This window comes from Alterinioella sp. B-7 (assembly GCF_056857775.1).
This window is the reverse complement of record NZ_JBSXNT010000024.1, coordinates 16,406-31,070: the sequence shown is the minus strand read 5'-3', so window position 1 is coordinate 31,070 and position 14,665 is coordinate 16,406. Positions and strand designations below refer to the sequence as shown.

Below are 14,665 nucleotides of genomic sequence, written 5' to 3'. Positions count from 1 at the left end.
ATTGAATTCGGTTCTACTTCGGCTATGTCAGTCCCTGAACGCAAACAGGGAGAAATGAGAATGGCAATCGACCTTGATTCGATGTCGAAAGACGAATTGCTGGCATTGAGGAAGAACGTCGACAAGGCGCTGGCGAGTTTCGAGAAGCGCCAGAAGGAAACCGCCCTGGCCGCCGCGAAACGCGCCGCCGAGGAGCACGGGTTTTCGCTGGACGAAATTCTCGGCAAGAAAACTTCGGGCAAGACCGCGGTGCCGAAATACCGCAACCCCGAGAACCCGAGCCAGACCTGGACCGGACGCGGACGCCAGCCTGCCTGGTACAAATCGGCCATCGCAGCCGGAAAAGACGCCTCCGAAATGGAGATCTGAAATCCCGCACCGGCCCCGGCGCGCTTTCACTGGGTTGCGCCGGGTCCGTGTTTTGGGTCTGATGCCCGCAATCAGTCACATGCGGGGTTCCCATGACAGTCCATATCGGCGCGAAGCCAGGTGATATTGCCGAAACCGTCCTGATGCCGGGCGATCCGCTGCGCGCGAAATGGGCGGCGGAGACATTTCTGGACGATCCAAGATGCGTCAACGACGTGCGCGGCATGTTGGGCTTTACCGGCACCTGGAAGGGCAACCCGGTGACCATCCATGGCTCGGGCATGGGGATGCCGAGCCTGTCGATCTACGCCAATGAACTGATCCGCGACTATGGCGCCAAGACGCTGATCCGCATCGGATCGGCGGGCGGGATGCAGCCCCATGTCAAGATCCGCGACGTGGTGCTGGCGATGACCTCGACGACGCTTTCCACGCCGTCCTCGGGCTTTTTCAAGGAACTCAACTATGCGCCCTGCGCCGATTTCGGGTTGCTCATGGCGGCGCACAAGGCAGCCGAGAAGACCGGCGCGGGCATCCATGTCGGCGGCATCTATTCCTCGGACGTGTTCTATGACGAACGGCCCGACCTGACCGAGCAGATGACCCGACACGGGGTGCTGTGCGTCGAGATGGAGGCCGCCGAGCTTTACACCGTCGCCGCGCGTCACGGGGCGCGCGCGCTGGCGGTTCTGACGATTTCCGATCACCTTCAAACCGGCGAGGCGCTGCCGTCGGAGGATCGGCAGTCCAGCTTCGCCGACATGGTCGAGATCGCGCTGGAGGCGGCCTTCGCCTGATTGCCTTCGGACTCCGGGGGGGGGCTTGCCGTCTCTCCCATGCGGCATGCCCCCCGGACCCCCTCCCCCCTTTGACTCGACCCTCAGATCGCCACGACATCCAGCGGCGGGAAGCCGTTGAAGCCCACCGAGCTGTAGCTCGACGTGTAGGCGCCGCAGTTGCGGATGAGGATCCGGTCGCCGGATTTCAGACCCAGGGGCAAGGCCACCGGGCGGATTTCGTAAAGCACATCGGCGCTGTCGCAGGAGGGACCGGCCAGGATGCAGGGGCCGGTATCCTCGTGATCGCGGTCGGTGGTGAACTGGTAGCGGATCGCCTCTTCCATGGTTTCGGCAAGCCCCGAGAATTTGCCGATATCCAGATAGACCCACCGGCACAGATCGTCGTCCGATTTGCGCGACACCAGCAGCACCTCGGCGGCGATCATGCCGGCCTCGGCGACCAGCCCGCGACCGGGTTCGGCCATCACGCGGGCGCCGGGGAAACGCGCCTCGACCTGCGCCATGACGGCGGCGGCATAGACGGTCGGGTGGGCGATCTCCTCGCCGTAGAAGGCCGGGAAGCCGCCGCCGATATTGATCAGCGACAGGTCGAAGCCCGCGTCACGCGCGTCGGTCCAGATCGCCGCGACCTGATCGAGGGTCGAGGACCACATCTCGGGCTTGCGGGTCTGGGAGCCCACATGGAACGAGAAGCCGACCGGATCGAGGCCGAGGTCACGCGCCATCGCCAGCAGGTGCAGTGCCTTGCCGCGGGTGGTCCCGAACTTGCGCGTGAGCGGCCAATCCGCGCCCGAGGCTTCCACGATCAGGCGGATGTAGACCTGCGCGTCGGGGGCGTTTTCCGCAATCTTCTCAAGCTCTTCCTCCGCATCGGCGGCGAAGAGGGTCAGCCCGGCATGATGCGCGAAAGCGATGTCCGAGGCGCGTTTGACGGTGTTGCCGAAGGAGATATGCTCGGGATGCGCGCCGAGCGACAGGCACAGTTCGATCTCGCCGCGCGATGCGGCGTCGAAATGCGAGCCGAGCGACACAAGACGTTCGATGATCTCACGCGCCGGGTTTGCCTTGACGGCGAAATGGATGTCGGCGCGGTCAAGACCCGCTTTCAGCGCGTGATACTGCGTCTCGACCGCGTCGATATCCAGGACCAACGTGGGCCGGTCGAAACTGGTTTGACGGATGAACTGCTCCACGCGGGAGGGGGTGGCGACAGGGAATCGTGCCGAGAAATCGGCTTGCGTTACGTGCATTGGTCATCTCCATAAGACCCGGCCATTCCGGTTTCCCGGCGCAGACCGCTCACTTCAAAGGGAGACGTTACCGTCGCTACGTAACTGCGTGGGATGTAGCCCACCGTGACAGAGGCGCGTGCGTTGGCGTCTTGATTGCGCATTTGCGCCCGTTCGCATCACAAATCAAGACTTTTTTCGCGTCGGCCAGATTATTTTTTCAGCCCGTGCCCGCCGCAATATCCGTTGCGTTCCGGGGCTTGCCAATCGGGGGTCGCGGCGCAGTCGAAGACCTCGACCAGCAGCGGGTGACAGGCGGCGGTGTCGGAGGAATGTTGCGCTCCGCAATCGCCGCCCGGACAGGTCGAGAGCGCGCCGAGAAGGTCGATTTCCGCTATGAAATCAATATGATCGCCGGGGCGCACCGGGCTTTGTTTCATGAAATACTGGCCCGTGTCGCGGGTGAAGCCGGTGCACATGAAGACGTTGAGCACGTCATGCACAAGCGGCTCGGCCTTGTCGGGGGAGAGGCCGGTTTCAGCGACGAGGGCGCGGGTCAGGTTGGAATGGCAGCAGTGATGATACTGCCCGCCGGTTAACAGATGATGTGTGTAGGGGTCGCATCTTGTGCCGATCACGTCATGAACCGAGCCGCCGAAGCTGTCGATTCCGTACCAGTCGAGCGTGTCGGCGATGATGGTCGCCATCGGGCGCAGGGCGGGGAAACCTGACCAGAGCCGGTCGCCCGTCGTCACATGCGCCCCGTGCAGCGCTCGGGTCTTGCCGGAATAGAAGCGTTCGGATAAATCCTTTGAATTCCACAGGTTGAGGTCGCCCACCTGCGGCCCCTCGACCGAGGTGATGCGGAACGCCTGGCCCGGTTTGACGTGAAAACAGCGCGCGTCGCGGGGCGGAACCAGCAGTTCGGACACCTTCTGCCAATCCGATCTGGCGCGCTCCATCAGGGCCGGGTCCAGCCTGGGCAGCGTGTCATTCGGGTAGCAGATCACGGGGGTGACGGCGCGGCGGGCCTCGGCGTCTTTTGGCTCGGTCATGGTCGGTTTCTCCCCTGAAATTGGCATGTCACCCCCCGTACACCCCCCGATGCACCCCCTGTACACCCCCCCAGCGGATACGGGGCGCGAAAATATCACACGGCCTCGCCCACCCGTTTGCCCGAGAAGATGCAGCCGCCCAGGAACGTCCCCTCCAGCGCGTTGTAGCCGTGATAGCCGCCGCCGCCGAAGCCTGCCGCCTCACCGGCTGCGAAGAGACCGGTGAAGGGCTGGCCGCCGGGTTGCAGCACCCGGCCCTGCATATCGGTGTGCAGCCCGCCGAGCGATTTGCGGGTCAGGATGTTGAGGCGCACGGCGATGAGCGGCCCGTGTTTCGGATCGAGAATGCGATGCGGTCTGGCGGTGCGGATGAGCCGGTCGCCACGATAGGCGCGGGCCGCGCGGATGGCCATGATCTGCGCGTCCTTGGAAAACGGGTTGGCGATCTGGGCATCGCGCGCCTCGATCTGGGCGCGGATCTCGGCGGGGTCCAGCGTCGCCTCGGGCGTCAGCCGGTTCATGCCCTCGATCAGCGTGTCGAGATCGCGCGCGACGACGAAATCCTCGCCCTTCTCCTTGAACGCCTCGACCGCCCTGGTGGCCCCCTTGCCGAGCCGTTCCTTCAGAACCGCCTTCCATTTCGCCGCCACCAGGTCGGGGTTCTGTTCCGAGCCGGAGAGGGCGAATTCCTTTTCAATGATGCTTTGCGTCAGGATGAACCAGCTATGCGCGTGGCCGGTTTGCAGGATGCGTTTGAGCGTGGCAGCCGTGTCGAAGCCGGGCAGGCAGGGCGCTTCCATCCGCACGCCATCGGCGTCGAACCAGAGCGAGGAGGGACCGGGCAACACGCGGATGCCGTGGCCGGGCCAGATCGGATCCCAGTTTTTCAGCCCCTCGCAGTAATGCCACATCCGATCGCGGTTGATGACATGGGCGCCTGCGCGTTCCGCGGTCAGCTGCATCTTTCCATCGACGTAGTCGGGTACGCCGGTGACCATATGCTCGGGCGGCATGCCGAGGCGGTCGCGCGGCCAGTAATCGCGCACAACCTCCTGGTTGCCGCCGATGCCGCCGGTGGTGATGACCACGGCCTCGGCCTTGAGGTCGAACGTGCCGGTCACTTCGCGGCTGGTGGGAGCGCCGCGCCGGGCGTCATCCTCGGCCAGGATGTCACCATGCACGCCCTCGACCCCGTCATCGTGGTAGTCCAGCGCGGTGACGCGGTGGCGGAAGTTCATTTGTAGCTGGCCCTGCGCCTCGGCCTCTCGCATCTTTTCGGCAAACGGCGCGACGACGCCCTCGCCCGCGCCCCAGGTGATGTGAAAGCGCGGCACCGAATTGCCGTGGCCCGTCGCCAGCCCGCCGCCGCGTTCGGCCCAACCGACGACGGGAAACCACGACATGCCGAGGGCAGAGAGATAGGCGCGCATCGGGCCTGCGGCGAAATCCAGATAAGCCTCGGCCCATTTGCGGGGGTTCGCGTCCTCGGCCCGGTCGAAGCGCGCCGACCCCATCCAGTCGGAGCGCGCCAATGCGTGGCTGTCGCGGATCCGCATCCGGCGCTGTTCGGGCGTGTCCACCATGAAGAGGCCGCCCAGGGACCAGAACGCCTGCCCGCCCAGGGATTGCGGCCCCTCCTGGTCGAGCAAGATGACCTTGCGGCCGCGTTTCACGGCTTCATGCCCGGCACTCATGCCCGCAAGACCCGCGCCGATGATGATCACGTCTGCGTCCATGCCCCCCCTCTCCTTCGGAGGTTCAGCCTAGGCGAGGGACCGGGCGGGGCAAGCTGGAAATCGGGGGAAGGGTGGATTCGGTGCGGGGGTGTTGCGGGAATGGGGATGGCGGCGTGCCGTGGTTTGAGAGGTTGTGCGCTTGGCCGGGGCGCGGGAGCCTCCCCTTTCAGCGGCATGACGCCGCCTATCGGGCAATGGGCAGGGATATTTGTGGAACAAAGAAGGGGGGCGGGAGCGCTCTAACCTTAAGGACGGGTTAAGGGCGCGAGGTCACATCATCTCGACCGAGAGGATTGTGGGCAGGTGGCGGGCGACCTCGTCCCAGGTCTCGCCTTCATCATGGCTGAGGAAGATCGAGCCGGTATTGGTGCCGAAACCCAGCGTGGCGTCGCCGTGGACCGCCATCGCCTGGCGGAGCACCGTGAAGAAGCAGCCCTGTTGCGGCAGCCCAGCGCGCTTGTCGGACCAGCTTTGCCCGCCATCGGTGGATTTCCAGACGGCGGCCCTGGCCCCGGGCGGGAAGCGGCCGTCGATGTCGCCATTGAGCGGGATGGTCCAGAGGGTTTCGGAATCGCGCGGGTGCACCGCGATGGGGAAGCCGAAACTGGACGGCAGGCCGTGGCTGATGTCATGCCAGACGCGCCCGCCATCGGGGCTGCGATAGGTGCCGTGATGGTTCTGCTGGTAGAGCAGGTCGCCCTCGGCGCGGGCGATGTTGTGGACGCAATGGCCGATCTCGCCCCCGCTTGGGGCGGCGGGGTGGTGGTGATGGTCGCAGGCATCGGCATTGGAGATGCGGTTGCGGCGCGCCCATGACTCGCCGCCATCCTCGGTGGCGAAGACACCTGCCGCCGAGATGCCGAGCCAGAGTTTTGCCGGGTCGTCATGGCTGACGATGGAGTGCAGGACGAGGCCCGCAGCACCGGGGGCCCATTGCTCGCGGTCTGGGAAACTGGCGAGGCTCACGGACTGGGTCCAGGTTTCACCGCCATCTGCGCTGACGTAGAGGTTGGCCGGTTTGCCGCCCGCGTAGAGGCGGCCATGGGCGTGGTGCAGCGACCAGATGGATGTGACCTGCCCGTCAAAGGGCGTCTCGGTCGGCGTCCAGTCGAACATCGCCGCCATGTCTGGATCGCCCGCGGCCCATTCATCCATCTGGCCGTTGGAGAGCTTGGCGAGCGTCCATGTGGCGCCCCGATCGGTCGAGCGCCAGATGCCCGCGCCGAACCAGTCGCCACCGCCGCCCGCCCAGATATGGCCCGTTTCCGCATCGCCGACGACATGGTTGATGCCCCAGCCGCCGCAATGCGGGCCGGAGACCTGCCAGCCGTCGGCATGGCTGAGGAGGAAGGCCCCCTTGGTGGTGCCGATGAGGATGGTTGGATGGGTCATGGATGCGCCTCCCCCTGGGTGGGGAAGGTAGCACGATTCCGGGGGCCGGAGCTATCGGCAGGGGCGAGGCTCTTCGAAGAGCCTCGGCAGAGCCTTGGAAGGCTCTGCGGCTACAATTGCCGCTCCACCATCATCTTCTTGATCGCGCCGATGGCCTCGGCGGGGTTCAGGCCCTTGGGGCAGGTCTTGGTGCAATTCATGATCGTGTGGCAGCGGTAGAGCTTGAACGGATCCTCGAGGTCGTCCAGGCGTTCGCCCGTCGCCTCGTCGCGGCTGTCAATGATCCAGCGATAGGCGTGCAGCAACGCGGCCGGCCCCAGGTAGCGGTCGCCGTTCCACCAGTAGCTGGGACAGGCGGTCGAGCAGGACGCGCACATGACGCATTCATAGAGCCCGTCGAGCTTCTTGCGGTCCTCGATGCTTTGGCGCCATTCATGTTCCGGGCGCTGCGTCTTGGTCTCCAGCCAGGGCATGACGCTGGCGTGCTGCGCGTAGAAATGGGTGAGGTCCGGCACCAGATCCTTGACCACGGGCATGTGCGGAAGGGGGTAGATCTTCACGTCGCCCTTGATCTCGTCCATGCCGAAGATGCAGGCCAGCCGGTTCATGCCGTCGATATTCATCGCGCAGGAGCCGCAGATGCCTTCACGGCAGGAGCGGCGGAAGGTCAGGGTCGGGTCGATCTCGTTCTTGATCTTGATCAGCGCGTCCAGGACCATGGGGCCGCAGTTGTCCATATCGACGAAATAGGTGTCGATCTGCGGGTTCTTCCCGGCATCGGGATTCCAGCGGTAGATCTGGAACTTGCGCAGGTTCGTCGCGCCCTTCGGCTTGGGCCAGGTCTTGCCGGTCATCATCTTGGAATTGCGCGGAAGCGTCAGTTGGACCATGGGGCTGCTCCTTCAGGCGGTGTGGATGGGCGGTCAGGCTGCATGGCGCAGCTCCCGCAACCAGGACGTGGGGTGGGTTTCATAGCCGAGTGTCACGAGGTCTTGCCCATGACGTTCGGCGTATATCTCGGCGACGCGGCGCGGCAGGGCGGTCTTCCACTGCGCGATCTTGCCGGAGGTCACATGTGTCTTCACGCGGTCGTCGCGCTTGGTGTCTTTCGCGAGGCCGCCGAAGAGGCTCTTGCGCCAGAAGATGCGTCCGCCCTCCTCGGCCTCGGGCACGGTCAGGCCGAGGGCGCGCAGGTGCAGGGTGAAGGCGACCGCGTCCCTGTCCTGCATCAGATCCTCGTAGCGCAGCTCGATCACGTTGGGGCGGGTGTAGTCCCAGGCGACCATTTCGCCAATCGTCCGTGCGTGACGTTCGCGCATCTCGAAGAGCAGCTTTTCCTCGTCATTGGGCAGGCTGCAAATATGTTCCTGGTAGCTGCGGCCGCCGAGATCGTCGCGCTTCATGTGGATGGCTTTCTCGCCAAATTCACCGCAGACCTGGTGATAGCGCATGCCGGATAGCAGCACGTCGCGGGGGTCGCGGATGATGTGCATGATGCGGGTATCGGGGCGCGCCAGGATGCTTTCGTGAAACCGCGTCGACCAGGAGAAGAGGAAGATGCGGCCCTCTTCCGGCACCAATTCGTCAGCCGTCTTGCGGAAGACCTGCGCGCAGGGGATGCCCAGCGTCCGGCCCATCGAGCGGAACACCCGCTGCATCCAGACGGTGCCGGTCTTGTGATGGGTGCCGAGCCCCATGACGCGGGGTTGGGTCAGCTCCAAGGCGCCCTCCTGGATATGGCGGCGGCGCGGATCACAGCAGGCTCAGGCTGTTGCGGGCGAGGCAGGTGACGGCCTCGGGGCGCGCGGCGATGTCGAGGACGTTTTGCACGGTGCGGTCGGTGACGCCGGTGACGGAGGCGCCCGCCAGCGACAGGATCTCGGACGCATCCGCCGCGTCGATGATGCAGTCGGTGACGGGGGCCGCGTTGACGCCCGGAAAGCGGTCGGCGACGACACGGTTGACGGTGGATTTGGCCTGGTCGCGGGCGAGGTCGTCGGTCGCCTCGGACACGACCCCGCAGGAGGCGATGAGGGCGGTCAGCGCCATAAGGGGAAGCAGTCGTGCGCGCATCAGGGGCCTCATAGCGACAGGGGCCGGGTCGGACCGGCACCGGTGTTCTGGCGGAAGCAAGTGTCATAGACGAGGTAGGGATCGCGGCCCTGGATGTAGTCGCTGGTGATGGTGATGGACCCCGTCGCGGACGCCCCGCCCGAGCCGACGCCCACCCCGATCATGCCGCGCGGTTGGGCGGCCAGGCGGGCGCGCTCGGAACAGAGATCATAGGCGCGGCTGGCGCTCATCGGGCCGCAGGCCGTAAGCACGACCAGAGCGACCCCGATGGCAATATGACCCGCCGCGTTCACCTGGCCACCTTAATACACCCGCGCCTTGGGCGCGATCTTTTTCATGTCGATGCCGCCCTGATCCTCGTCGGTCAGCGGGTCAAGATGAACCGGGCGGTAGGCCAGCGTCACCTTGGCCCCGTCGACCGTGGCGAGGGAGTGCTTACGCCAATTCTTGTCGTCCCGGTCCGGATAGTCCTCATGCGCGTGGGCGCCGCGGCTTTCCTTGCGCGCCTCTGCCGCCACGATGGTGGCCATCGCGTTGGGCATGAGGTTGGTGAGCTCAAGGCTCTCCATCAGGTCCGAGTTCCAGATCAGCGAGCGGTCGGTGACCTTGAGATCGGACATCTTGCCGGCGACGGCCTGCATCTTCTCGACGCCCTCGGCCAGCGTCTTGTCGGTGCGGAAGACGGCGGCGTCTTCCTGCATGGTCTGCTGCATCTCGTCGCGCAGATCGGCGGTCGGGATCGACCCGTTGGCATAGCGGATGTCGTCGAAGCGGCCCAGTGCCTTGTCGAGCGAGGCCTGGTTGGTGGGCGCGTTCGACGCCTCCGGGTCCACCACCTTGCCCGCCCGGATCGCGGCGGCGCGGCCGAAAACGACGAGGTCGATGAGGGAGTTGGAGCCGAGGCGGTTGGCCCCGTGAACGCTGGCGCATCCCGCCTCGCCCACGGCCATCAGGCCCGGCACGATGGCGTCGGGATCCTTCTTGGTCGGGTTCAGCACCTCGCCCCAGTAATTCGTCGGGATGCCGCCCATGTTGTAATGCACGGTCGGCAGGACCGGGATCGGCTCCTTCGTCAGGTCGACACCGGCGAAGATTCGGGCGGATTCCGAGATGCCCGGCAGGCGCAGGTCCAGCGTTTCCTTGGGCAGGTGGTTGAGGTGCAGGTGGATATGGTCGCCCTTTTCGCCGACGCCGCGACCTTCGCGGATTTCCATCGTCATGCAGCGGGAAACCACGTCGCGCGACGCCAGATCCTTGTAGGTGGGCGCGTAGCGTTCCATGAAGCGTTCGCCCTCGGAATTGGTCAGATACCCGCCCTCGCCGCGCGCGCCTTCGGTGATCAGACACCCTGCGCCGTAGATGCCGGTGGGGTGGAACTGCACGAACTCCATATCCTGAAGCGGCAGGCCCGCGCGCGCCACCATGCCGCCGCCATCGCCGGTGCAGGTATGGGCGGAGGTGGCCGAGAAATAGGCGCGGCCATAGCCGCCGGTGGCCAGCACGACCATCTTGGCGTTGAAGAGGTGCAGCGTGCCGTCATCCAGTTTCCAGGCAACGACGCCCTGGCATTCGCCATCCTCGGACATCAGCAGGTCGGTGGCGAAATATTCGATGTAGAATTCGGCGTTGTGCTTGAGGGACTGGCCATAGAGCGTGTGCAGGATGGCGTGGCCGGTGCGGTCGGCGGCGGCGCAGGTGCGCTGCACGGGCGGGCCTTCGCCGAACTCGGTGGTGTGGCCGCCAAAGGGGCGCTGGTAGATCTTGCCTTCCTCGGTGCGGCTGAAGGGGACGCCGTAATGCTCCAGCTCATAGACCGCCTTGGGCGCCTCGCGCGCGAGGTATTCCATCGCGTCGGTATCGCCGAGCCAGTCGGAGCCCTTGACGGTGTCATACATGTGCCACTGCCAATGATCCGGCCCCATGTTCGAGAGGCTGGCAGCGATCCCGCCCTGCGCCGCGACCGTGTGGCTGCGGGTCGGGAAGACCTTGGTGACACAGGCGGTCTTCAACCCCTGTTCCGCCATGCCGAGTGCCGCGCGCAGGCCCGCGCCGCCGGCCCCGACAACAACGACGTCATAGGTATGATGGATGATCTCTTGCGAAGCGGTCATGAGCGGAAAAGCCCCCTGAAATGGATTAGAGCGCGATTTGAGCGAGGGAAATGAGGCCGAGCGCCATCAGACCGTAGCTGATGCAGGCCATCACCACGATGGACACCTTGCGCGCGGTTCCCTGCACGTAATCCTCGATCACCATCTGGATGCCGAGGCGGAAGTGATAGAAGCCCACGATCAGCATCAAGGCAGTGGAGAGCGCCGGGAAGGGACGGCCAAGGGCGGCCTGCACGTCCGTATAGGGATTGCCCAGAAGCGGCGCGACGGAAAAGAGGAACATCGGCACGATGACCAGAAGCGCGACCGAGCTGATCGTCGTCTTCCAGTGGTGATCGGTGCCGGAGCGGGCCGAGCCCAACCCCTCGACTCGTTTGCGGGCGGTCATCATGGCCATGGCTCAGATCCCCCAGATCGTGATGATGGTCAGGAAGGTCAGCGCCACCGAGCCGATCACAGCCCCCCAGGCGGATTTGTCGGAGGTGTCGGGATCGAAGCCATAGCCCATGTCCCAGACCAGGTGCCGGATGCCCGCCAGCGCGTGATACCACAGCGCCCAGACGCTGAGCGTCATGACGATATCGCCCAGGATCGAGGTCAGCAGCCAGTCGACCGTCGCGAAATACTCCTCGGACACCGCCGCCGCCATCAGCCACCAGACGAACAGAACCGCGCCGCCCAGAAGCGCCACGCCGGTGATCCGGGTCAGGATCGACGTGACCATGTTGATTTCGGTGCGATAGACTTGCAGGTGCGGGGATAGGGGCCGGTCGCCCCTGTTAACGTCTGCCATGGCTGTGACCCTTTCAGGTTAGGCGTATCTCAGGTCCGTGTGCCCCAATGAATACCGAGTTTTGTGGCGGAGTCACGGGGGACAATGGGAAAACATCGCCCTTTCATGGGTCGTATCGCCGCATTTTTCGCGGTTGTGATCACATGAATTGGCGGTGTGATCACAGAACCGAGGCAACGAATCCCGCCAGCATCACCGCGATCAGCGCGACGGCGGGACGCCAGGGTGTGCGCACCCCTGTCAACGTCTCGACCCGGCGCGGATAGATCACGCAGGGCAGGCCAACGATCAGCCCGATCAGCAGGGGGCGCATCTTGATCAGCAAGGGGTCGCTCGCCTGGATCGCAAGGGCGAAGAGAAGCGCGGAAATGCCGCTTGCCATCAGCCCCGCGCCCAGGATCCGGCACAGGGCGGTCAGCACCGCCTCCAGCCCGGGCGTGAGTGTCGTGCCCTCGCGTTCCAGGATCTCGCGATGATAGGGCATTGGCACCGGGCCGAAGACATAGAGCGCGGCGATGCCGATGGTGCCAAGCGCGGCAAGGCCATAGAGCGACAGGGACAGGATCATCATGGGGCGTCGCTCCGTTACGAATGGGGGCACGGTAGCCGCAGCGCGTGCCCCGCGTCAAACCGGGATCAGCACCCAGTAATCCAGGTCGAGCAGAACGTCGGCCAGGAATTTGCCATCCGCGCCCTTCAGCGCGCCGACCTCTCCGCCCTTGGTTGCCACCAGCCGCAGGCGCATCGCGCCCACATTTGGGGCAGGGGTTTCGGCCTTGTCCAGCACCTCCGTCCAGGCCCGGACCGTATCGCCCGCGAAGCAGGGGTTGGCATGGGCGCCCGCGTTGATGCCCGCGATCATCTGCGCGTTGGCAAGGCCGTTGAAAGACAGCGCGCGCGCAAGGCTGATCACGTGCCCGCCATAGATCAGCCGCTTGCCACCCTCGCGGTTGGTCGCGTCGAAATGGACCTTGGCGGTGTTCTGCCACAGGCGGGTGGCCAGCATGTGCTCGGCCTCTTCGACGGTGACGCCATCGACATGGTCGATGACCTCTCCGATCTCGTAATCGGCCATCCGGTGCGGTTCCCCGGCCGGGGCAAAACCGTAGCCGGTGAAATCGAGGCCCTCGGGGATCACGAGGCTGTCGGGCGGAACCACCTTGGCCAGATCGGGGATCACGGTTTCGGGGGCTGCGGCGTTCAGGTCGTGCTTGCGCACCATGACCCAGCGCACGTAATCCAGCACAACTTCGTTACGTTGATTCAGCCCCTCAGTGCGGACATAAACCACGCCGGATTTGCCGTTGGAGTTCTGTTTCAGCCCGATCACTTCGGAGGTGCTGCGCAGCGTATCGCCGGGGAACACAGGCTTCCGGAACCGTCCCTCGGCATAGCCCAGATTGGCCACGGCATTCAGCGAAACATCTGGCACGGTCTTGCCGAAGACCACATGAAACGCGGCCAGATCGTCGAGCGGTGAGGCAGGCAGCCCGCAGGCGCGCGCGAATTCGTCCGAGGAATGCAGCGCATGACGCGCCGGGTAGAGCGCATGGTAGAGCGCGCGTTCCCCCCCGGAAACGGTGCGCGGCACGGCGTGGTCGATGCGCTGCCCGAGGCGGTAATCCTCGAAGAAATTGCCGGGATTGGTCTTGGCCATGGATCAGCGCCCCTTCAGCCGCCGAACGGCCAGGGACCGAGCCAGCTGTGGATATAGCCGATCACGACGAAGAGGACGAGCGCGCCGACCGCCGCCATCGCGTCACCCTTGAGCGAGGTGTTTTCGCGGCCCTTCCAGCCGGGCTCGGACCGGTTGATGACGATGACCTCGGCCACGGCCCAGGCAAGGAGCCCGCCAAAGAGGATGATCGAGGCAAGGTCGCCATTCACCAGCAGATGCGCGATGGCCCAGGTCTTCATCCCCGCCAGCATCGGGTGGCGCATACGGGCCGTCAGCGACGCCTTGGTGTCGCCTGCCGCGAAAAGGTAGAGCGCGATGAGGACCAGCAGGTTGTTCACATGGGTCAGGAAAGGCGGCGGCGACCAGACCGGGATGAAGTCCATCCCGCGATAGCCGATCACCATGAGGACGATCGCGCCGACCAGAGCCAGCGCGATGACGCCCTTGCCGCCCTGCCCCATCCGGGCGCGGGCATCGGGTGCGATACGCTTGAAGAAATGCGCCCCGGCCCAGAGGGCGAGACCGGCGAGGAGGAGGATAAGGGACATCAGGCGGTTTCCAATCTGGCAATCATGTCGGCTTTGGCCAGCGTGGCGCGGGCGGTGGCGACATGCAAGTTCTCGACGATCCTGCCATCGACGACGGCGACGCCCTGCCCTTCGGCCTCGGCCTGCTCGAAGGCTGCGATCTGGCGGCGGGCGAGGTCGATCTCGGCCTCGGACGGGGCGAAGGCGGCGTTGGCGGTGGCGATTTGCGCGGGGTGGATCAGGGTCTTGCCGTCAAAGCCCATGTCACGGCCCTGATCACATTCGGCGCGCAGCCCGTCCTCATCCTTGAAGGCATTGTAGACACCGTCGACGATGGGGATGCCTTCGGCCTTGGCCGCCAGCAGGCAGAGGCCCAGCCCCGCCATCATCGGCAGGCGATCGGGGCGAGCCCGCGTGTTCAGATCCTTGGCCAGGTCATTGGTGCCCATGACGAAACCCTGCAACTGAGGATGGGCGGCGATCTGGGCGGCGTTCAGCATGCCGCGCGGCGTCTCCATCATGGCCCAGATGGGGGTGTCGCCGATGCGGTTGGCCAGCGCCTGCACCTGATCCGCGCTTTCGACTTTCGGCAGGAGGATCGCGTCGCAGCCCATACCGGCGGCGGCCCTGGCATCGTCGGCGCCCCAATCGGTATCCAGCCCGTTGATGCGCACGATCTTCATGCGCGGGCCGTAGCCGCCCCGGGCCAGCGCCTCGGCCAGCGTGGCGCGCGCGGCGGGCTTCTCCTCGACCGCAACGGCATCCTCGAGGTCGAAGATGATGGCATCGACGGGCAGGGTCCTGGCCTTCTCCAGCGCGCGTTCCTTGGAGGCGGGGATATAGAGAACCGAGCGGAACGGGCGGGCGGTCTGATCCATCGGCGGGCGGTCCTTCTGTCTGTG

Annotated in this window: 17 protein-coding genes; 2 read left to right on the top strand and 15 right to left on the bottom strand. The window is 65.3% G+C overall.

Translation table 11 applies throughout. The annotated features are described in order from the left end of the window. Positions 1-60: 60 nt before the first annotated feature. Positions 61-369, top strand: coding sequence for an H-NS histone family protein (locus tag AC13C7_RS04895; RefSeq protein ID WP_172319564.1), 309 nt, complete (start codon positions 61-63; stop codon positions 367-369). 92 nt (positions 370-461) lie between these two features. Beyond that, positions 462-1,166 (top strand): purine-nucleoside phosphorylase, encoded by a 705-nt coding sequence (gene deoD, locus AC13C7_RS04890; RefSeq protein WP_474887073.1) that lies wholly within the window; start codon positions 462-464, stop codon positions 1,164-1,166. A gap of 83 nt (positions 1,167-1,249) precedes the next feature. Here deoD and AC13C7_RS04885 read toward each other — a convergent pair whose 3' ends face one another. The 15 genes from AC13C7_RS04885 to AC13C7_RS04815 form a co-directional block, all read right to left on the bottom strand. Then, positions 1,250-2,419: a type III PLP-dependent enzyme gene (locus AC13C7_RS04885; protein ID WP_482866772.1), complete on the bottom strand. Its 1,170-nt coding sequence runs from the start codon at positions 2,417-2,419 to the stop codon at positions 1,250-1,252. A gap of 191 nt (positions 2,420-2,610) precedes the next feature. Further along, positions 2,611-3,453: an urea carboxylase-associated family protein gene (locus tag AC13C7_RS04880; RefSeq protein ID WP_482866771.1), complete on the bottom strand. Its 843-nt coding sequence runs from the start codon at positions 3,451-3,453 to the stop codon at positions 2,611-2,613. Between the two features lie 95 nt (positions 3,454-3,548). Further along, positions 3,549-5,189: an FAD-binding dehydrogenase gene (locus AC13C7_RS04875; protein ID WP_482866770.1), complete on the bottom strand. Its 1,641-nt coding sequence runs from the start codon at positions 5,187-5,189 to the stop codon at positions 3,549-3,551. Between the two features lie 270 nt (positions 5,190-5,459). After that, positions 5,460-6,581, bottom strand: a complete 1,122-nt coding sequence (locus AC13C7_RS04870) for a WD40/YVTN/BNR-like repeat-containing protein (RefSeq protein ID WP_482866769.1) — start codon at positions 6,579-6,581, stop codon at positions 5,460-5,462. A 110-nt stretch (positions 6,582-6,691) separates the two neighbouring features. Then, positions 6,692-7,471, bottom strand: a complete 780-nt coding sequence (locus AC13C7_RS04865; RefSeq protein WP_172319558.1) for a succinate dehydrogenase iron-sulfur subunit — start codon at positions 7,469-7,471, stop codon at positions 6,692-6,694. Between the two features lie 33 nt (positions 7,472-7,504). After that, positions 7,505-8,302, bottom strand: a complete 798-nt coding sequence (locus AC13C7_RS04860) for a sulfotransferase domain-containing protein (RefSeq protein ID WP_446122178.1) — start codon at positions 8,300-8,302, stop codon at positions 7,505-7,507. Positions 8,303-8,333: 31 nt separating this feature from the next. Then, the gene (locus AC13C7_RS04855) at positions 8,334-8,654 is read right to left on the bottom strand and encodes a succinate dehydrogenase (RefSeq protein ID WP_482866768.1); all 321 of its coding nucleotides are present in this window, start codon (positions 8,652-8,654) and stop codon (positions 8,334-8,336) included. Between the two features lie 8 nt (positions 8,655-8,662). Then, entirely contained in the window at positions 8,663-8,947 is a 285-nt protein-coding gene (locus AC13C7_RS04850) for a hypothetical protein (protein WP_328700493.1), read from the bottom strand. Between the two features lie 9 nt (positions 8,948-8,956). Beyond that, positions 8,957-10,765: a succinate dehydrogenase flavoprotein subunit gene (sdhA, locus tag AC13C7_RS04845; protein ID WP_482866767.1), complete on the bottom strand. Its 1,809-nt coding sequence runs from the start codon at positions 10,763-10,765 to the stop codon at positions 8,957-8,959. A gap of 25 nt (positions 10,766-10,790) precedes the next feature. Continuing rightward, on the bottom strand, positions 10,791-11,162 hold the full coding sequence (gene sdhD / locus AC13C7_RS04840; protein WP_172319554.1) for a succinate dehydrogenase, hydrophobic membrane anchor protein: 372 nt from the start codon (positions 11,160-11,162) through the stop codon (positions 10,791-10,793). A gap of 3 nt (positions 11,163-11,165) precedes the next feature. Continuing rightward, complete coding sequence (gene sdhC / locus AC13C7_RS04835; RefSeq protein ID WP_482866766.1) at positions 11,166-11,558, bottom strand: succinate dehydrogenase, cytochrome b556 subunit; 393 nt, start codon at positions 11,556-11,558, stop codon at positions 11,166-11,168. 160 nt (positions 11,559-11,718) lie between these two features. Continuing rightward, the gene (locus AC13C7_RS04830) at positions 11,719-12,129 is read right to left on the bottom strand and encodes a hypothetical protein (protein WP_446122173.1); all 411 of its coding nucleotides are present in this window, start codon (positions 12,127-12,129) and stop codon (positions 11,719-11,721) included. Between the two features lie 54 nt (positions 12,130-12,183). Beyond that, the gene (locus tag AC13C7_RS04825; RefSeq protein ID WP_482866765.1) at positions 12,184-13,215 is read right to left on the bottom strand and encodes a MaoC family dehydratase; all 1,032 of its coding nucleotides are present in this window, start codon (positions 13,213-13,215) and stop codon (positions 12,184-12,186) included. A 14-nt stretch (positions 13,216-13,229) separates the two neighbouring features. Then, positions 13,230-13,784: an NnrU family protein gene (locus AC13C7_RS04820; RefSeq protein WP_446122171.1), complete on the bottom strand. Its 555-nt coding sequence runs from the start codon at positions 13,782-13,784 to the stop codon at positions 13,230-13,232. After that, positions 13,784-14,641, bottom strand: a complete 858-nt coding sequence (locus tag AC13C7_RS04815) for an HpcH/HpaI aldolase/citrate lyase family protein (RefSeq protein ID WP_482866764.1) — start codon at positions 14,639-14,641, stop codon at positions 13,784-13,786. The genes AC13C7_RS04820 and AC13C7_RS04815 overlap by 1 nt, the downstream gene beginning before the upstream one ends. Positions 14,642-14,665 lie beyond the last annotated feature (24 nt).